The organism is Pseudoalteromonas sp. M8 (genome assembly GCF_018141365.1).
In the GTDB taxonomy this organism is placed as follows: domain Bacteria; phylum Pseudomonadota; class Gammaproteobacteria; order Enterobacterales; family Alteromonadaceae; genus Pseudoalteromonas.
Window position 1 is genome coordinate 1,926,716 of sequence record NZ_CP047240.1, and the last position, 19,239, is coordinate 1,945,954.

Annotated in this window: 16 protein-coding genes and 1 riboswitch; of the genes, 13 read left to right on the plus strand and 3 right to left on the minus strand. The window is 42.4% G+C overall.

Features of this window, described 5'->3' with window-relative positions:
• Positions 1-2: 2 nt before the first annotated feature.
• On the minus strand, positions 3-1,247 hold the full coding sequence (locus GSF13_RS13310) for a hypothetical protein (RefSeq protein WP_206472742.1): 1,245 nt from the start codon (positions 1,245-1,247) through the stop codon (positions 3-5).
• A gap of 156 nt (positions 1,248-1,403) precedes the next feature.
• Between GSF13_RS13310 and nhaD the strand changes: the two genes are divergently transcribed.
• The 4 genes from nhaD (at position 1,404) to GSF13_RS13330 (ending at position 6,460) form a co-directional block, all read left to right on the plus strand.
• The gene (gene nhaD, locus GSF13_RS13315) at positions 1,404-2,651 is read left to right on the plus strand and encodes a sodium:proton antiporter NhaD (RefSeq protein WP_211868670.1); all 1,248 of its coding nucleotides are present in this window, start codon (positions 1,404-1,406) and stop codon (positions 2,649-2,651) included.
• 145 nt (positions 2,652-2,796) lie between these two features.
• A riboswitch (Lysine riboswitch) is annotated at positions 2,797-2,967 on the plus strand.
• 88 nt (positions 2,968-3,055) lie between these two features.
• Positions 3,056-4,402 (plus strand): lysine-sensitive aspartokinase 3, encoded by a 1,347-nt coding sequence (gene lysC / locus GSF13_RS13320; RefSeq protein WP_211868672.1) that lies wholly within the window; start codon positions 3,056-3,058, stop codon positions 4,400-4,402.
• A gap of 122 nt (positions 4,403-4,524) precedes the next feature.
• Positions 4,525-5,055: a DUF924 family protein gene (locus GSF13_RS13325; protein WP_010604514.1), complete on the plus strand. Its 531-nt coding sequence runs from the start codon at positions 4,525-4,527 to the stop codon at positions 5,053-5,055.
• A 79-nt stretch (positions 5,056-5,134) separates the two neighbouring features.
• Positions 5,135-6,460, plus strand: a complete 1,326-nt coding sequence (locus GSF13_RS13330; protein WP_174169029.1) for a sodium-dependent transporter — start codon at positions 5,135-5,137, stop codon at positions 6,458-6,460.
• 61 nt (positions 6,461-6,521) lie between these two features.
• On the opposite strand, the gene GSF13_RS13335 is transcribed toward GSF13_RS13330, so the two are convergent.
• Positions 6,522-7,322 (minus strand): DUF2989 domain-containing protein, encoded by an 801-nt coding sequence (locus tag GSF13_RS13335; RefSeq protein ID WP_010604516.1) that lies wholly within the window; start codon positions 7,320-7,322, stop codon positions 6,522-6,524.
• Between the two features lie 188 nt (positions 7,323-7,510).
• On the opposite strand from GSF13_RS13335, the gene GSF13_RS13340 reads away from it, so the two are divergent.
• The 7 genes from GSF13_RS13340 to GSF13_RS13370 all read left to right on the plus strand — a co-directional run bounded on the left by GSF13_RS13340 (position 7,511) and on the right by GSF13_RS13370 (position 16,498).
• Positions 7,511-8,956, plus strand: coding sequence for a glyceraldehyde-3-phosphate dehydrogenase (locus GSF13_RS13340; RefSeq protein WP_010604517.1), 1,446 nt, complete (start codon positions 7,511-7,513; stop codon positions 8,954-8,956).
• Between the two features lie 245 nt (positions 8,957-9,201).
• On the plus strand, positions 9,202-10,329 hold the full coding sequence (locus GSF13_RS13345) for a carboxypeptidase family protein (RefSeq protein ID WP_174169028.1): 1,128 nt from the start codon (positions 9,202-9,204) through the stop codon (positions 10,327-10,329).
• 135 nt (positions 10,330-10,464) lie between these two features.
• Complete coding sequence (locus GSF13_RS13350; RefSeq protein ID WP_174169027.1) at positions 10,465-12,135, plus strand: AGCS family amino acid carrier protein; 1,671 nt, start codon at positions 10,465-10,467, stop codon at positions 12,133-12,135.
• Positions 12,136-12,243: 108 nt separating this feature from the next.
• On the plus strand, positions 12,244-12,570 hold the full coding sequence (locus GSF13_RS13355; protein ID WP_010604520.1) for a hypothetical protein: 327 nt from the start codon (positions 12,244-12,246) through the stop codon (positions 12,568-12,570).
• Positions 12,571-12,572: 2 nt separating this feature from the next.
• A complete protein-coding gene (locus tag GSF13_RS13360; RefSeq protein ID WP_010604521.1) occupies positions 12,573-12,854 on the plus strand; it encodes a DUF1315 family protein in 282 nt (93 codons plus the stop codon).
• Positions 12,844-15,528, plus strand: coding sequence for a DUF349 domain-containing protein (locus GSF13_RS13365; RefSeq protein WP_211868674.1), 2,685 nt, complete (start codon positions 12,844-12,846; stop codon positions 15,526-15,528). Before GSF13_RS13360 ends, GSF13_RS13365 begins: the two co-directional genes overlap by 11 nt.
• A gap of 355 nt (positions 15,529-15,883) precedes the next feature.
• The gene (locus GSF13_RS13370) at positions 15,884-16,498 is read left to right on the plus strand and encodes a MarC family protein (protein ID WP_010604523.1); all 615 of its coding nucleotides are present in this window, start codon (positions 15,884-15,886) and stop codon (positions 16,496-16,498) included.
• A 146-nt stretch (positions 16,499-16,644) separates the two neighbouring features.
• On the opposite strand, the gene GSF13_RS13375 is transcribed toward GSF13_RS13370, so the two are convergent.
• Positions 16,645-17,307, minus strand: a complete 663-nt coding sequence (locus tag GSF13_RS13375) for an NAD(P)H-dependent oxidoreductase (protein ID WP_211868676.1) — start codon at positions 17,305-17,307, stop codon at positions 16,645-16,647.
• Positions 17,308-17,414: 107 nt separating this feature from the next.
• Between GSF13_RS13375 and GSF13_RS13380 the strand changes: the two genes are divergently transcribed.
• Both GSF13_RS13380 and GSF13_RS13385 read left to right on the plus strand, forming a co-directional pair.
• On the plus strand, positions 17,415-18,302 hold the full coding sequence (locus GSF13_RS13380) for a LysR family transcriptional regulator (protein ID WP_211868678.1): 888 nt from the start codon (positions 17,415-17,417) through the stop codon (positions 18,300-18,302).
• Positions 18,303-18,421: 119 nt separating this feature from the next.
• The gene (locus tag GSF13_RS13385) at positions 18,422-19,225 is read left to right on the plus strand and encodes a PhnD/SsuA/transferrin family substrate-binding protein (protein WP_206472983.1); all 804 of its coding nucleotides are present in this window, start codon (positions 18,422-18,424) and stop codon (positions 19,223-19,225) included.
• The last annotated feature ends 14 nt before the right edge of the window (positions 19,226-19,239 follow it).

The window sequence follows — 19,239 nt, forward strand, 5'->3', positions numbered from 1 at the left end:
TGCTAATCTTGTTTTGCTTTGGCACTAAATGGATATAAAGAGAAGGTATGCGATGCGATAGTGATCTTACTCTTTTGTTGCTCTTGGCTAAGTGCCAAGTCAGATTCGTTGATCAGTTTTTGATAAAGGAACAGCATTTCGTCTGCTTCAAGATCAGGGTAGCTATCGCTTAAAAAGCCCAATAGTGCCTGGCGCTTTTTACCGGTTTGTTGAAATCTCGTTTTTACCGAGTTGTAATCTGGAATGTTAGGGCTTTGATAAGCTGGCACATCGTCGTGATCGGGCAGCTGATATTCTTCATGCTCAAATTCAACGAGACTTGCCATATATGCGACCATGTGACGCTTTTGCCCAAGGTTAAAACGTTGAATGTCTGACACAAATTCTGGTTGAACTGGTGAGAGTAAACGGTCAACACCGCGCTTTCTAATTTGTCCAAGGACTTTAGAGGCTTGCCGCGTAATGAGTGTATTGCGGCGTAGCTCTTCACGTAACGGCATGAGGAGATCGGCACTGCGGCTTAAACTTTCTCTACCAATGAGGTGCATATCTAAAATGCGTGTTCTGAGCTGCTCCAGCATGCGTTTGTCTGCAGCACCACGGCCTAATTGTTCAATCTCGTCAATTTGCTCACTGACCTGAAGCTCTATCTGATCGAAGCAGCGTTGGAAAGGGCCATGAATATCAACCATTTCCAACATAGGTTCGATATATTCGTCAAAAGCTTCTAATACGGCTTTATATCTCATGCCAAGAGACAGCGTTGAGGTGTCAGACTTTGCTTGTTCAACCAAGTTCATGATAGCGCTTTCGTTATGCTCGAACAGCTTAACAATTTTACGAACGCGTTCGTCCATAATGCGGCTAAAGCGGCGTAGCTCAGAGTAGTCAGCCTCTTCACCGGCTTGTGCGATGCGATTACCTAATCTTTCTAAGTCTTTTACCAGCACCGTGATCTCTTCCGCTAAACCGAGGCTTTCTTCTTGTAAAAGAAAGCTGGCGAAGTCAGCGATTGCACGGTTGATTTCTAACTGTGAAGATTTAGCTAAAGGAATAATAATTTCTTGTTGGAGTAATCGATTGGTTTCTTTATATATCCGTTCACTCGACCAGCTAGAATTTTTCTGCTTTAGGATGTTTTGTACATCTTTTAGACTGAAATCTGCGAGCTTAAATCGTTTAAAAAGTAGCTCGAGTACGCTCCAGTGTTCATTTATCGTATTTAATAATTTTTTTGCTGGGATCATAACTTTCCAGTGTGTAGTAGAGAAGTTTCATCACCACTTCATCAAATTGTCACAAAATGTTTATTGTACGTGGCATGGGGCCTGCGATGGTGCTAGAATCCGCCCCGAAATCGAACCCACCCCTTGTTATATTTAATTACAGGTTGTTTGCGCATTATGGTCACGCCCATTATTCTAACCCTGATCGCCATCGCTTTTATACTCATCGTTATAGAAGATATTATTCACGTAAACAAGGCCAAAACAACGCTTTTTTTTGGTACTTTATGTTGGATTATCGCCTTTATCTCTCCAATTCATGGTCAAAGCCCAGAAATTGTACAAATTGAACTAGACCATAACATTTTGGAAATCGCGACGCTTTGGCTGTTTTTAATGGCTGCCATGACGTTTGTCGCCTACTTGAACTCAAAAGGGTTTATCCAAAATATTGTTCACCGGATCATGCCAACCCATATTAGCGAACGCAAGCTAATGTTTTTGGTCGGTGCTTTTGCATTCATATTTTCATCCATCTCGGATAATATTACTGCGACGCTTATTTCATTAGCTGTGGTCATGTCTTTGAAATTAGACCCGAAAAAGCTAATTAGATATGCGACATTAATCATCTTCAGTGTTAACTCCGGTGGGGTATCATTGATCACCGGTGATGTAACCACCTTGATGATATTTTTGGCCGATAAAGTAACCATCCCTGATCTGCTTTTACTAATTGCCCCTTCTATTTTTAGCGTATTTATCTTAGCTGCGATGCTATCAATCGGCATGAATGATAAGATCATTTTTGAAAAGGCTGAATTACGCAGAATTGAAAAGACCGATATCACCATTGCGCTCATCTTCTTATCAACCATTTTTGCTACTTTATTCTTAAGCGTGCAATACCATGTACCGCCGATGCTAACTTTCTTATTTGGCTTGTCTTTGATGTTCTTAATGGCGCAATTCTTGATGCGCAAGAAAGACGTTAATAAGAAAATCATCGACTATATCCGTGAAATTGAATACGACACCTTGTTGTTCTTTGTGGGTGTGCTGTTATTAGTTGGCGCGTTGAAAGAGGTCGGTGTACTGTCTAAGTTTACCGATTTATATCTGCATCTTGCACCGGAATACGCAAACTACTTGGTCGGTTTAATGAGTGCGGCGGTAGATAACGTGCCTTTGACGGCTGCGCTATTAAAAGCAGATATTACGATGACTCCAGCGCAATGGCTAACCTTTACTTATGCGACTGGCGTTGGTGGCTCTATGCTCATCATTGGTTCTGCAGCGGGGATCATTGCAATGAGTAAGGTTAAAGCGTTAACCTTCTCAAGCTATCTTAAAATGAGTATCTACCTGCTTATCGCATATACCATTGGATATAGTGGCGCGTATTTCGCGGGTCAGCTTATTTAAGACCAATGGATTTAATTTTTTAGCGCTTTGGGATAAGTTTTTCATAAATAACTTGACACCTAGACGGCTAAAAGATAATTTTCTCACATCGCCCGCATTTATTGCGGGCTTTTATTTTGCTTTTATTCAGATTAACAAAGGCAAAATAAACAGAAGAGGCGCGATGCTTAGGTAGTTAGTGTGAGGTGACGAGACCAATGACCACTAGTGAGGGAAGTATTCGCCGAGGAGAAAAGTTGCTCGTCGCAACGATTCTTCGGTTTACGAGGCTGAATCCTCGGAACTGTCACCGTATTGGTGGAGAGCTTCTGGCAAAGGTCATTTCAAGCGTTCGTCTTTTTAGAAATCCCATGCCGAGTTCTCCTTATAAAATTTGACTGTGCCAACAGTCGAGAGGAGAGAAAATGAATTCGCAGTATGTTGTAGCCAAATTTGGCGGTACCAGTGTCGCTGACTTTGAGGCTATGTCTCGTTGTGCTCACATTGTTCGTGACAACCCAAATGTTCGAGTGGTCGTTGTGAGTGCGTGTGCTGGCGTAACCAATCACCTTGTAACGCTAACCCAACAAAAGGAAGATGAGGCCGGGCGCAAAGCGGTTGTTGCAGCGGTTGAAAACATACAGCAAGCGATTATCGACCAAGTGTCTTTGGATGCTGATCTTGCTGAGGGTTACAAGCAAACTTTCAGTGAATTTGAAAGCCTTGCGAGTTTACCTGCACTTAGCAGACAGCAATGCGATGAAATGTTGAGCTTTGGCGAACGTTTTTCTTCTTATTTGTTTACCCAAATACTACGTAATAACCAGGTTCAGGCGTCGCGCTTTGATGTGCGTAAAGTGCTTAAAACAGATAATCAATTTGGAAAAGCGAATCCAAATATTGCAGCTACGCGTGAAGCTGCGCAAACCAATTTGGTCGCGCTACTTGGCGACACAGTGCAGGTGACGCAAGGGTTTATTGGTAGTGACCAATACGGCCAGACGACTACGCTTGGTCGTGGCGGTTCTGACTATAGTGCTGCATTGTTAGCAGAGGCAATTGACGCGTCAAGTGTGCATATTTGGACCGATGTCGTTGGTATTTTCAGTACCGATCCGCGTTTGTGTGTAAAGGCTAGACCTATTCCTCGTTTGAGTTTTGATGAAGCGGCAGAAATGGCGACATTTGGTGCTAAGGTGTTACATCCCGCAACTATATTGCCAGCGAGTCGTAAAGGTATTTCAGTATTTGTTGGTTCAAGCCGTGATCCGCAAGCGGGTGGCACTTGGATTGAAAAAGAGAAAACGGCGCAAGCAGGCATTCGCGCAGTGACACAACGCAAAAACCAAATACTATTGACGTTAAAGAGCCCTGAAATGCTTCTTGCTAGCGGCTTTTTGGCTCGTATCTTCACCATTTTAAGCAATTACAATATATCGGTTGACTTGGTAACGACTTCGGAAATTAGTGTTGCACTTACGCTGGATAATGCGCCGAATGCTTCTCGACCAGAGCTAGAACAAGCTTGTTTGGATGAACTTGGCGAGTTTTGTCATGTGACCGTTGAAAATAATCTTACTTTGGTGGCCATGATAGGTTCTGAGATCCAGTTGAAGAAGTGCCAACTTAACCTGATGGATGTGTTGTCAGAGTTTAATATTCGATTGATATGCCATGGTGCGAGCAAGCACAATCTGTGCTTTTTAGTTGAGCAGCAGGAGTCAGATCAGGTCGTGCAGTCAATTCATGCTAAATTACTAGAGGTTGCGTAAGTGAATTTATTGTTTTTCAGTAACTAATAAAAAAGTTGCATTATTGAGCGATGGGTGGCACTTTGTTTATGACGGTTAGGGTCTGCTGACCTTCAAGTTTGTTTTTCCCTAGGAGTGCCATCATGAATTATAAAGACGTTTACGAATTCTGGTTTGTTGAATGCACTGAATCAGATTGGTGGAAGAAGTCTGCGGACTTTGATCGCATCATAAAAAATCGCTTCGGTATTTTGCACCAAATGGCGCACCAAGGTGAACTTTCGAGCTGGAGAGCGACGCCACTTGGCGCGCTGTGCGAAATCATTATCTTAGATCAGTTTTCACGCAATATATTCAGAGACACTCCAGAGGCGTTTGCCAGTGACCCTTTGGCGCTGAGCCTCACCCAACACGCTATCGAAAAGGGTTATCACCGCCAGCTCAACGACACTGAGTTGATGTTTCTATACCTACCTATGATGCATAGCGAAAGTCGCATCATCCATCGTGCCGCAGATCATTATTTTCGAGACCTGCCCAATTATGATTTTGAAGTCGCGCATAAAAAAATTATCGATAGATTTGGCCGTTATCCCCATCGAAATGAAATACTCAATCGCGATTCAACAGAAGAAGAAATGGACTTTCTAGAGACGCCCAACTCGAGTTTCTGAGGCACGGCTCGAACCTCTCGCATTTTTAGCGGAAGTACGTATAATCGGCCGTCTACAAAAATAATGATTGATTACAGACATGGCTCATACGCGCGATGGATTTCAAAGCCGACTTGGCTTTGTGTTAGCAGCAGCTGGTGCGGCTGTTGGACTTGGTAATATTTGGGGATTTCCCACACAAGCCGCAAACCACGGTGGCGGTGCATTTTTACTGGTTTATTTTGCGGTAATTTTCTTACTCGCATTACCTGCACTTTACACAGAATTGTACTTAGGCCATCAGGCACAAGCAAACCCAGTTAAAGCACTTAAGACAGCCTGGCGTGAAGGTAATCCGAAAATAGGAGCCGCGGCGGGGTATATCGGCCTTGCTGGTGCTATTGTGATGCTCAGCTTTTACTCCATCGTGGCTGGGTGGATGCTGTCTCATGCACTTGATCCTCTTGCGCAAATGGCTGAACTAGATGCTGCACATCAGTTTCTTAGCGGTGATTCGATGCTGAGAAACTTCATCTTTACGCCACTAATGTTAATTTTGACTGCGAGCATTATTCTTAAAGGCGTAAAATCAGGCATAGAAGCTTGGTCGCGCAGACTTATGCCGTTGTTACTGGTATTACTGCTTTGCCTTATTGGCTATATGGCGACATTAAACGGTGCAGCAGAAGGGTTTAGAACGTATTTAATTCCGGACTTTTCAAAAATTAGCGATCCTGACTTGATCATTGCGGCGATGGGGCAGGCATTCTTTTCGTTGTCGTTGGGTGTGGGCTGCATGATGATTTATGGCTCGTACTTAAAACCGAATGAAAATCTACCTAAGCTGACGTTTAGTGTTGCAATGCTAGACACCAGTGTCGCATTTTTGGCCGGTTTACTTATTATCCCTGCAATATTCGTTGCGCAGCAAAATGGTGTTCAAGTATTTCAAGACGGCAAATTAATCGGTGAAGGGCGGTTGATTTTTGCCATTTTACCCGAGCTATTTGCCAATATGGGTGAAATGGGATTATTAGTTAGCCTGACTTTCTTTGTGCTTATGTCTATTGCGTCGGTAACGTCTACCATTTCTTCAACAGAAATTCCGGTATCTTTCTTGGTTGAAAACCATGGCTTTCAACGTAAACAAGCGACTTGGTTGGTTACGTTAGTTATCTTATTAGCATCGAGCACGATTATTCTAAACTTTGATTGGTTGTTCGAATTGGTGATCAGTCTATTCACGCAATATCAGCTACCATTGATGGGGCTGTTCTACTTTATTACTGTTGGCTGGGTTTGGAAGCGCGGTAATCAGCTCCACTTAGAATCCCGTGGTGCACATTACTTGTTTGCTCAGTACGTTAGATTTGTTTGCCCAATCTTAATGACCGCGGTATTTATTAACGTAGCACTGGCAAAGTAGTGATCATTTATTCTCAAAAACGGGAAGCATTGGCTTCCCGTTTTGATTTTTATAACTAAGCTCAAAAATCTCGTGGGGAAACAAACTCCCCAGCTTGAATGCTTTCGTAAGTTCTTTGCGCCAATGAATCTAAGTTGGCTAAATCTTTGCCCATTGAAGCCAGTTGGTTTGTTACTGGAATAATATCAATATCTTCAACCCCAGAAAGCTGGGCCACTCGGGCAAAAGTATATGCGTGCTTATACTTTTCGTGTTTGTAGAAAATACTGACTAAAGATGAATAGACTTCTGGGTTAGGGGTATGACCTCTTTTATTCAGCTCTAATACGCGATAGAGAATATCAACGGTTTTATCGTCATCTACTTTGGCATAAAACTCTGCGAGGAAAAGCTGAATTTCGGGATCGTTTTGGACCCTAGGGTCGTCTTGCATATTCAGTAGCTTGTTCATTGCTGTGCGATCACTGTTACGAGACCAATGATAATAGAGCAGGCCTGGGTGGTTACTGTCTTTTGTTTCATTGTAAATACGCGTCATTTCTTTTAGTGCGGTGAGATGACCTTCCACTCGTGAAGTGGTTTTTTCTTTTAACTTGATGTGCTCAATTTTGGCGGCGCGAGAAACACATTGGTTGTAGCTTTCTAAATTTTGCAACAAGTCATATTTGTTTTCGTCCGTTGGAGACTTGTATTCGTGGTAGCGCGCGTAAATTAGCGACGCACGTTCGTCTTTACAGTGACTGTCTTTATTTAAGTCTTCACAAAAACCAGGCGTTTCGCTACACACTTGGTTCAAGGTTAGGGTGTCGTCGCAACCAGCAAGTAGTAACGCTGCAAAGACTAGCGACTTTTTAAACGCCATAGTTTGACCTCAATGATTTTTTATAATTATAGGGGGTTACGCCCGAATAAACAGGGTAGAGCTAATAGTTTACTAGTTTAACGCAATGAATTGTTCGGTAACAGTGGAGAATCACGGCAGTTTAAATTAGAATAGCCGTGCCCATTCGGGCTATCCGTTCAAAGAAAATTGTTTATTAGGCAGAAAAAATGACCTTATCTCACGAGCAAGAATATCAAAACAGCTGGCAAGAGCGTCAAGATTATGCAGAAAGCATGCAACCCCTAATCGGTCGTCTATACCGTAACAAAGGCGTTGAAATCTCTGTATACGGTCGTCCTCTTGTGAGCGCAAGCACCATTGATGTTATCAAAGCACACAAAACAGTAGCACGCTTTGAAGAGCGTAAACTACGTCTTCGTGAAAGCTTTCCATTCTTAGAAGTGATCAGCAAAATGGAATTAGCACCAGGTCGTGTTGACCTTGGTAAGCTAGCTTATGCCTACATTTATAAAAATGCAGGTGAAGGCCGCTCAATCGAAGAGTTTTTAAATGCAGAACTTGCAGAATTACTAAACCAAGGTGCACGTCCAGAGCCTCGTGACGTCGTTCTTTATGGTTTTGGTCGCATTGGCCGTTTATTAGCACGCCTACTTATCGAACGTGGCGGCTCTCACGCTGATTTACGCCTTCGTGCAATTGTTGTTCGCGGTGGCCGCGATGGTGATCTCGAGAAACGTGCAAGCTTATTGCGCCGTGACTCAATTCATGGTCCTTTCAATGGTTCAATCACAGTAGACCATGAAAAAGGTGCGATTAAAGCAAATGGTAACTACATTCAGATTATCTACGCAAACTCACCTGAAGAAGTGGATTACACAAAATACGGTATTGAAAACGCGCTTATCGTAGATAACACAGGTGTGTGGAAAGACGAAGATGGCTTAGGTAAGCACCTTAAGTCAATCGGTGCGTCTAAAGTGTTACTTACAGCGCCAGCTAAAGGTGACATCAAAAACATCGTTTATGGTGTTAACAACTCAGACATTCAGTCTGAAGACAAGATTGTGTCTGCAGCAAGCTGTACAACTAACGCAATCACACCGGTATTAAAAGCACTTAACGACAAGTTTGGTATTAAGAATGGTCACGTTGAAACGGTTCACTCTTACACCAATGACCAAAACTTGATCGACAACTACCACAAAGCTGAGCGTCGTGGTCGTAGTGCAGCATTGAACATGGTTATTACTTCAACCGGTGCTGCGAAAGCGGTTGCTAAAGCACTTCCAGAGCTTGCTGGTAAACTAACTGGTAACGCAATTCGTGTACCAACACCAAACGTATCAATGGCAATTCTTAACCTAAACCTAGGTAAAGAAACAACTGCTGAAGAGCTAAATGAATTCCTTCGTGAGTCTTCACTTTACTCTGAACTACGTGACCAGATTGACTACACTGCATCAACAGAAATCGTGTCTACTGACCTTGTGGGTAGCCGTTATGCAGGTGTGGTTGACTCAAAAGCAACCATCGTTGATGGCGACCGCGTAGTACTTTACGTATGGTACGATAACGAGTTTGGTTACAGCTGTCAGGTTGTACGTGTAATGCAAGACATGGCGGAAGTAAAATTCCCGAGCCTACCTCGCTAACACGAAATTTACGACAAAAAGCCAGCACCAGCTGGCTTTTTTAGTTTTTGAAACAAATTGGTTGTGGTAGGCTTGCAAAGATAGGTCAGCTACAATTAGCTAACAAAAAGTTACACCTTAACTTTGTGCAAAGGCAGGCACAGTATTACCTCTTTTTGAGGCTTAATATTGTTCTAGACTGAAGCAAAGTTGAGTATGGTAACAGTGTATTTACACAACAGTTTTTAACTTATTTAGGGAAACCTATGCGCATTACGAGTAATTTCGATAGTGGTAATATCAAGGTGGTAAAAGCAGAATCACCTGCGGATATTCAACTAGAAATCAATAAAGACAATGAGTCTGACTTTTTTCAATGGTTTCACTTTAGACTTGAGTCTACGCCTTTTTTAGAGCACAAAATTCATATCAACCAACTACTAAACTCAGCATACCCTGAAGGTTGGGATGACTATCATGCGGTTGCATCTTACGATCGTCAAACTTGGTTCCGTGTGCCAACCCGTTATGAGAATGGCACATTAACTATCGATTTTGAGCCTGAATGTGTTCATACCTACTTTGCTTATTTTGCTCCTTATAGTTATGAGCGCCATTTAGACTTAGTCTACTGGGCTCAAGCCCACGATGCGTGCGTTGTAGAGACGCTAGGTCAAACACTTGACGGCCGTGATATGAGCTTACTCACTATTGGTGAGCCGTCAGATGAGAAGAAAAAGATTTGGATCACGGCGCGCCAGCACCCGGGTGAAACGATGGCAGAGTGGTTTGTTGAAGGTCTACTTCACAAACTATTGGATGACGAAGACCCACATGCTGCTGCACTGTTATCGAAAGCGATATTTTATGTCGTGCCAAATATGAATCCGGACGGCAGCGTTCGTGGTCATCTTCGCACTAATGCAAAAGGCGTTAACCTTAACCGTGAATGGCAAACCCCGACACTTGAGAACTCACCTGAAGTTTATTATGTATTAAATAAAATGCATGAAACTGGGTTGGATATGTACCTAGATATTCATGGTGACGAAGCACTACCGTATAACTTCGTTGCGGGCAGTGAAGGTATTCCGAGTTATGATGAGCGCCTACAGCGTTTGGAAGAGTCTTTCAAGGCGGCACTGTTAACTATCACACCTGAGTTCCAAGATGAATTTGGTTACGATAAAGATGCACCGGGTGAAGCAAACCTTACTGTAGCATCATGTGCTGTTGGTGAAGCGTTCAAAGCGTTGGCTTATACCGTTGAAATGCCGTTTAAGGATAATGCAAATCTGCCGGATCCATACTTCGGTTGGTCAGACCGACGCTCATATCAGTTTGGTCAAGACACCTTAGCTGCAATCTTAAATGTGGTTGACGACTTAAGATAAGCTTAAAGACGGGTAATCACCATATTGATTACCCGTTTATTTTTGTGCGTTTAAAAGAACAACAAAATAATATTTAAAAATAATAAGGTAGAACACCTCAACAGGGTGTAATAACAACAATAAAGGGGAATATTCGTGGATGCGTTAGGCAGCTTATTAGATAGCTTGGATGGAATGTTAGGTGGTTCACCTTGGTTCCCGTATGTACTGTTAGGGGTAGGTTTGTTTTTTACAATCTACTTGAAATTTCCACAGATCCGATATTTCAAACATGCTTGTAAAGTCGTTACCGGAAAATACGATAAAAAGGGCCTAGAAGGGGATACCACACACTTCCAAGCACTCGCAACGGCACTTTCTGGCACAGTTGGTACTGGGAATATTGGTGGGGTGGCACTGGCAATTTCAATCGGCGGGCCTGCAGCATTATTTTGGATGTGGATGACGGCCTTTTTTGGTATGACAACCAAATTTGTGGAAGTCACGCTATCGCATAAATACCGTGTACAAACAGATGATGGCACCATGGCCGGTGGTCCAATGTACTATATGGATCGTCGCTTAAACATGAAGTGGCTAGCGGTATTATTTGCAATTGCTACTGTGATTAGCTCATTTGGTACAGGTAGTTTGCCGCAGATCAACAACATTGCTCAAGGTATGGAAGCGACCTTTGGTTTTGCACCGATGGCAACAGGTGCGGTGCTTTCTATTCTACTTGCTTTGGTTATTCTTGGTGGTATCAAGCGTATTGCTGCCATCACTTCTCGCGTTGTGCCATTAATGGCTGCGATTTATATTCTTGGCTCTTTTGCCGTTATTTTCTACAACATTGAGAATATCGTTCCTTCTTTCCTTTCTGTATTTACAGATGCTTTCACGGGATCTGCGGCAGCGGGTGGTTTCTTAGGGGCTTCTTTTGCGTATGCATTTAACCGTGGGGTTAACCGAGGTCTGTTTTCCAACGAAGCGGGTCAAGGTTCAGCGCCAATCGCGCACGCCTCGGCAAAAGCCGATGAGCCAGTGTCTGAAGGTATGGTTTCCATTCTTGAACCGTTTATTGACACAATTATTATCTGTACCTTGACGGGATTGGTTATTTTGTCATCGGGTGTGTGGACCGAAAAGTTCGAAACTCATTTTGAGCGCTCGTCTATGGTTATCTTAGACGGTAAATATGACGAATCGAATCAACAAGACCGAGATGCATTGTACGCCTACTTGAATGGTAAAAAAGAGCATACTGTCAAACCTTTCAATGGTGAGATTGAAGTCGTACAGGGTAAGGCGGTAACAGAAAACTTTACCGTGATCCACTCGCGTTCTATTGGTGAGCAAGTACGTTTTGGTATTACAGAGCGTCACAAGTACACAGGTACCGTCGAAGTGAAAGACGGCTTGCCAACAGACAATAGCATCAGCGTGATTGGTTACTCTTTAGTGCATTCGGCAGAGCTGACAACCAAAGCATTTACCCGAGGTTATTTGGGCGAAAATGGTAAATACATCGTTTCGATTGGCTTGTTGTTATTCGCGTTTTCTACGGCAATTGCATGGTCATACTATGGCGACCGCGCGATGATTTATCTTCTGGGTAGCCGCTCGGTCATGCCATATCGCGTATTCTATGTTGCAGGTTTCTTCTGGGCGTCGTTTGCTGATACGACACTAGTGTGGAAGTTGGCTGCAGTGGCCATTGTAGTGATGACCTTACCTAACTTATTTGGTATTTTACTACTCAGAAAAGAAATGAAATCTTCAGTTAAAGAATACTGGGAAGATTTCAACAAAGAACACAAACAGTGAGTGAATTTTAATTAAAATTATCTTGTCATTTAAGGACAAGAGTTTGCAAAGGTAGTAGAATAGGGCGCCTCACAGGTGCCCTTTTTTGTATTATGGAGAAGTAACACGATGGCAATAGCACAGTGCCCAAGCTGCGGTAAATCTATTTCCTCCAAACATAAGTCCTGCCCGCATTGTGAAACCAATTTAGCAGACTTTTCTCAAGAAGACAGAGAGAGAGCGGCCTCTAGAAACCGTGTAAAACGTCAGCAATCAGTAATGAATTACTCGTTTATTGCACTGATCTTAGTGCTAGGCGGATTCTTATATATCTATTGGCAGCAGCCTGAACCTAACTCGTTTGAAATGATCGCAAGCAAAAGCGCTATAGGCATAGGTGCGGTTTGGTACTTAATTAATCGAGTCATCCTCGTTATTTTGAAAAAGAAAAAGTAGTAATGAATGTAGATAGCTTAGTTCAAAATATTACCCCTGAAGTATTCGAGCGTTTGCAATACGGCGCGTCAACTGGAAAGTGGCCTGATGGTACGTCGCTAAGTGATGCGCAAAAAGAGCAAACCGTGCAGTTGGTCATGCTATATCAAGCAAAAGTAGCCAAGTCCAATGAGCAGTTCACCATCAACGAAAAAGGTGAAATGGTGCAAAAATCCAAACGCGAATTACAACAAGAATTCAAAGCCGACAACGAAATAGCTAGGTTCAGTGAAAATGATCTTTAAACACCTTTTTACACCGAAATGGAAACACCCTAAGGTTGACGTTCGCTCACAAGCAGTGGACAAGTTAGACTTAAGCAAAGACGCAACTTTACTACATACGCTAGCACTTGAGGACGAGTCTGCACAGATCAGAAAAAAGGTACTTACTAAGGTAAATGACCTTGGTCTTTGGTGGAAAGTTTATAAGCAAGATAGTGAGCTAAAAGAGCTTGCTGAGCAGAAAATTTCGAGTGCGGTTATTAATCAAGACACCGCACTGCAGAGCAACATTCGTGATGAATACATTGAACGCTATGCACCAGCTAAAACGCTTGAGAAAGTCGCGTTAATTGAGACTGATTTAACGAACAAAGTTAAACTGCTTAAGCGCCTTGCGAACGCCACGTTAATCGAAAAATCCTTCAAAGAAGGTGATGAAGCACTTCAGATCGCTATGTTGGAACTGATTGCACAGCATTCACTTGAAAAGAGTGTCCTAAAAGCAGCCAAAGGTGAAGCGCTGACTTCTCTTACTGGATCACTGGAGCAGCAGCGATTAGCAAAAGAAATGCCTACTCAAGTTGCTGAGCAAACGCGGGTTGTACTTGCCAAGTTAAACGCGCTAAGAGATAAGCAAAGCTATGAAATTGTGAACGCGCAAGCACAACAGTTATTTGCACAGTGGCAAAGCATTGAGCTTAAGTGGTTAGATGCTGAAACGGTAACTGCACTAGATGAAAAGTATCAACAAGTAGCAGATAAATTAAACCGTCATCTCAATGAGTTACAAGTTAAACATCAAGCGCAGCAAGCTGAGTTAATGCAAAAGCAAAATGAAGCCCTAGAGGTTGCTGAATTAACTGCTGAACTTGAAGCCATTGAAAAATCGGTCGAAATTGCATGTAAAACACTAGACTTAGCCTCGCACGATGTACTGGTTAAGCGTAGTGAAGTATTAAAAGGCAAAGTGTCTGCACCTCAATATGTCACCGTTGAAGCGCTTGGCGAGTTCACCCGAAAACTGCAAAATATTGAGCGTGATCTTGCCGATTTGCCCGCACTTATTGCTGCAAGTGAAACCTTCAATAATGCCTTAGCAGAGTTGAAAGCAGTTGAAGTACCAACTTCATTAGAATCGCTTGATACCCAAGTGCAAGCACAAAAAGACCGCTATGTTGCAGCGCGTAAAGCACTAGATTCACTGCCTAAGGTATTGCATAGATCAGCAAAAGCTGAGCTATCAGATGCAAGCCAAGTGTTTATGACAGCTATCGAGCCGCTGAAAAATGAGCAAGAAAAAGTACTCAAAATCGCGAAGAAGAAAGCACGCGATGTGCAACGATTAATTGATCAGGGCCGATTTAACGTGGCATTTGGCGTTTTTAATGGCTTTATCGAGCAGTTTGAGTTGCTAACGCCAAGCTACAAAAAGCAGCTCGAAAACCAGCATGAAAGCTTGTCTCAAGCATTAAAAGATCTTAAAGATTGGCAAAAGTATGCTGCTACACCTAAACGTGAAGAATTGCTTGCGGAGCTTGATAACAAACTCGCTGAGGAGGCGGTTGACCCAGTTAAGCGTGCTGAGGAAGTAAAATTACTTAGAGTACGTTGGAACGAGCTTGGTCATGTTGAAACGGAACAGGAAAAGGCACAAGCCGCTCAATTTGATGAAAAAATTGAATTATTGTTTGTACCGTGTCGCACTTACTTTGCGGAGCAAGAAGTACAGCGTGAGCAGGCAAAAATTGCACGTGAAGCGCTGATCGAGGAAGTGAAAGCGCTGCTTGGTACTTTGGATAACGAAGGTATTGATTGGCGAGAAGTTGAAGCACAATTTAATCGCCTAGCCAAAGCATGGAAAAATGCTGGCAATGTGGATGCCAAAGTCTATCAAAAGCTGAATTCGATTTACCGTGAGCACCATCAAGCGGTTTACGAGAAACTTAAAGCCTTCCATCAAGCCAATGCCGTTGAAAAGACCAAGCTAGTTGAAACTGCACAGCAGCAGCTAGAGGCTGAAGATTTGGCAGCAGCTTGTGACTTACTGAAATCATTGCAAAAACAGTGGCAGCAAATTGGTTTTGCTGGTGCCAAACAAGAGCATACTCTGTGGAAAGCATTTCGTGCCCATAATGATGCCGTGTTTGAAAAGCGCAGCGCACAATATGCAGAGCAAAAAGCACAGGAGAAGTCGCAGGAAGCCGAGCAGCGTCAGTTGTTAGCAGAGTTCGACAACAAGGTCATAGAAGCGGTAACTCAAAATGAACTGGTTGCTATTCGTAACGAACTCAATACGTTTATTGTAGTGCCAGGACTGAAGCAAGAAAAGAATCGTTTATTGTCTCAAGTGAAGTCGAAATTAGATGATCTATTTTCTTCACAGCGTCGTGAAAAGTTCAATGAACTGGTGGAAGCAGTAGACACTGACGGTGATATTCCTAGCTCTTGGCAAGGCAATAATAAAACCTCGCTAAACGCTGCTCAGTTGCTATTGAGGCTTGAGATTTTAACGAATCAGTCATCACCGGAAGCGTTGCAAAGCGAAAGAATGTCTGAGCAAGTCGCGATGCTGGATGCAAAACTGCAAGGTGAAGAAAGCAGCCTTGAGACTTACCTTATCAGTTATCTAGCTGAAGCTGAAAAAGCCGATATAGTGACTTCAAAGGGGAGATTATTGGCGGTCTTAAACGCTTAACTTCCTATACAGCCAACTTAAACCGTGCGGTTTGAGTTGGCCTCTTTCCGAATCAAGACCTTCCATTATTTTTCTCCTTGTTATCGCTAATTTGTTGATTATATATTTGGATTGCGTTGATTTCGGCCTGATACAAGCTCAATCACTTTCAAACCCACCTAAATCTTAAGTTCATCAGACATGATTAACTTGCTTGATATCAGCTTTAGTAATGAGCACGAAAAATTTAGTTAAGAAAAGCTATTTTATAGATCTATCTATAACAACTTGTGATACTGTTAATTTTAGTAAGATATTGATAATAAGTGAAAGGCAAGCTTCTACACCCCTAGATAATTTAAATTGGAAGCGGTTTATGACTGAAAAAATTTTGCACGACTTTCTAACCATATGGGTCACCATCGACCCTATTGGCACTATGGCGATATTCGTTGCGCTTACAGCTAATCTCTCTACTGAAGAACGTAAGAAGACGGCGATCAAAACTATAGCCTATGCTTCCATCATTTTGATAGGGTCCATAATTATTGGACAAATTCTATTAGGAGCTTTGGGTATTAGCCTACTTTCTTTTCAGGTTGCTGGTGGAGTTATATTGTTCTTATTTGGATTACAAATGGTTTTTTCTAAAGAATCCAGCGAGAATACGAAAGAGCCGATGCATGATATTTCCGTTTTTCCTTTAGCAATACCTTCTACTGCATCTCCTGGTGCAATTTTGGCAGTAATTTTAATTACTGATAATCACGTTTATACCATTCAAGAACAGCTAGTTACAGCTACTACTATGTTGGTTGTATTATTTATCACACTTTTAATGTTACTTTATTCCACGCGAATACTTCAATTTATCGGAGTTGCAGGAGCGTCACTACTTACTCGACTTATGGGCATGATACTCGCAGCATTATCAGTAGAGTTCATTATGGAAGCCATTGGCGTCAGCAAGTGGGTAGAAAACGCGCTATGATTTCATTAAGTATATGCATGCTAATCAATGTGGTTACTACTGTAATAATCCAAATCAGTTTAAAAGGAAAGCCCAAACTCAGAAAGTAAGATTACCTATTGCTATAAGCACTAAGCTGCGTGAGCGTAATACGCTCACTTGTGCTCTTACTTAGCGCTAAGTATTTGCGCTAGTTTGTGTACATCATCAATAGCACGTTGTTTTGAGTGCTTATGCCTGTCATCTCCAAACTCTTGATACTCAGATGCGATTTCATAAAACGCCTCAGCACCTAAATATGGAGCCAACTGCTCGATATGGCTACTTAGATGATTCAAATGATATTGTGACTCACCTTTTTTAAATGCAAATTCTCCCCAAGATGCCAGTAATACGAGAGTTTTACCCGATAAAATTGGCTCAAGTGGTTTATCACCTCGTGCTAAATCAAAGCTGAAGGTTTTATTTACTCGGATCGCCAGATCAAACCAAGCCTTTAGCACGGCAGGCATGCCGTAGTTATACATAGGGCTTGCGATCACGATAATATCGGCATTGGTCACTTCTTTGATAATTTCGTCAGACTCAGCGAGTACTAAGCGTTGCTCTTCGCTCAACACGCCTTTTGCAAATGCAGCCGCTATAAATGCTTCATCGATGAATGCAGGTTGTTTCACGGAGAGGTCGCGATGGGTGATTTCCACTTCATGTGTGAAGCAGCTAAATTTTGTCAAAAATTGCTCACCTAACCTCCGGCTAATTGACTGATGTTGCGAACTCGTCTCACTATACTTTCTTACGCTACTACTTATATATAGAATGTTTTTCATGGCTTTTCTCCAGTTGTGTCTTGTGTTTTATTTTGTGCCTGCGAGAGCAATGTGACAACTGAGAAGAATCCATAAATAGATGAGATAAACTAACTTATAGGTTTGCTATGTTCACACATTTACCGTCTTTGAATAACATAAAAACCTTTGCGGTTGCTGCGCACTACTTGAGCTTTAAAGATGCGGCGCGGGTACTTAATGTTACGCCTACGGCAGTGTCACATCAGATAAAGTCACTGGAATCACAGTTAAGGGTTCAGCTTTTTGAGCGAAAAACGCGAGCAGTGCAATTAACATTACAAGGACAGGCACTTGCAAAGGTATGTATTGATTCACTCAATATGCTCGATAATGCGTTTATTGAGTTTACCGAGCAAAAGAATGATTTGCTTATTTCATGTTGTAATTCATTTGCTGCACTTTGGCTTGCTCCGAATATGGCTGCCATTAATCATGCTTTCCCAAACCAAACCGTCACAATATGCGCGAGCGATCAACTCATTGATTTAAATAAAGAGAAGCATATTGATATCGCCCTGCGTTATGGCAAAGCGGATCCGAATTCTAATGAAACTCATCTTATTACCGAGAAAATTGGGCTTTATGCTAGCCCAAATTATCGGGTGCCAGACCAAGGTAAACCTGTACTATTTCTCACCCATTGGCAAGACGAAACGGGGCTTGAAAATATTCCTTGGCGAGCGCACATTGACGAAAGCCATTATGACTTGCGTTATTTTGAGCAAGAACACTTTGTCTTGCAGGCGGCTGTGGCCGGGCAAGGGCTGGCACTATTGAGCGATGTATTAGCAGAGTTAGCAGTAATACAGGGGTGGTTAAGTAAAAGCCCAACAATGGAGGAATTTTCAGGCTATGGCTATTGGCTCAGGCAAACGACTTATCGCAAGAGTTCGGCGATTGTTCACCAGTTTACCATTTGGCTGGCAAGCGCGTTACAAAATATCAAGGCCAACAAAGATAAGGACATAAGATAAAAAGATAAAGGACAGGCACTTTTATCAATGAGCAAATAAGCCGTTTTTTAATATTGATCTATACTTTTGTGGAGCTTAAGTCCTTATTCGAAAAGTGTTTATTGCTAGGTGGTGATGTGATGATAAAAATCCTGCTGATGAGTCTCATTTTATTTCCCGCTTTATGTTTGAGTGGTGATTATACCTTCGCCTTTGTGCCGCAGCAGTCTGCAAATAAGTTAGCCAAAAATTGGCAGCCTATTCTCGATTATCTCAGTGATAAGACCGAAGATAACTACACGTTTAAAACCGCTAAAGATATACCAACCTTTGAAGCTCGGGTGTTGAAGCAAGAGTATGATGTGGCATACATGAATCCCTATCACTTTGTTGTATTTAATGAGCAGGCAGGTTATCAAGCTATCGCCAAGCAAAGAGATAAAATGATCAAAGGGATCATCGTGGTTAAAAAGGGAACGGGTATTACTGACTTATCGCAGTTGCGAGGAGAGACGCTTGCTTTTCCGGCTCCTGCTGCATTCGCTGCAAGCATTTTGCCCCGTGGTGAACTTGTGAAACAAGGTATTGAATTTACACCAAGGTATGTCTCTTCCCATGATTCTGTTTATCTCAACGTGTCGAGAGGATTTGTCAAAGCGGGCGGTGGTGTTATGCGTACTTTCAACAACGCCGATCCCAAAATTAAATCACAACTCGACATTCTCTGGACGACAAAAGGTTATACGCCCCATGCATTTGCCGTAAAAAAAACAATGCCAGAAGATGCAAGGCAAAGATTAGTAGAGGCGTTGACCTCTCTTGAACTGAGTGAAGAGGGCATTAGGCTACTCGAAGCGGTGAATTTCAAAGGCATTATGGCGGCGTCGAACGAGGACTGGCAAGACGTAAAAGCATTAGAATTAGAAACCTTAGTTGGCAATTAGTACGCGGACTATTA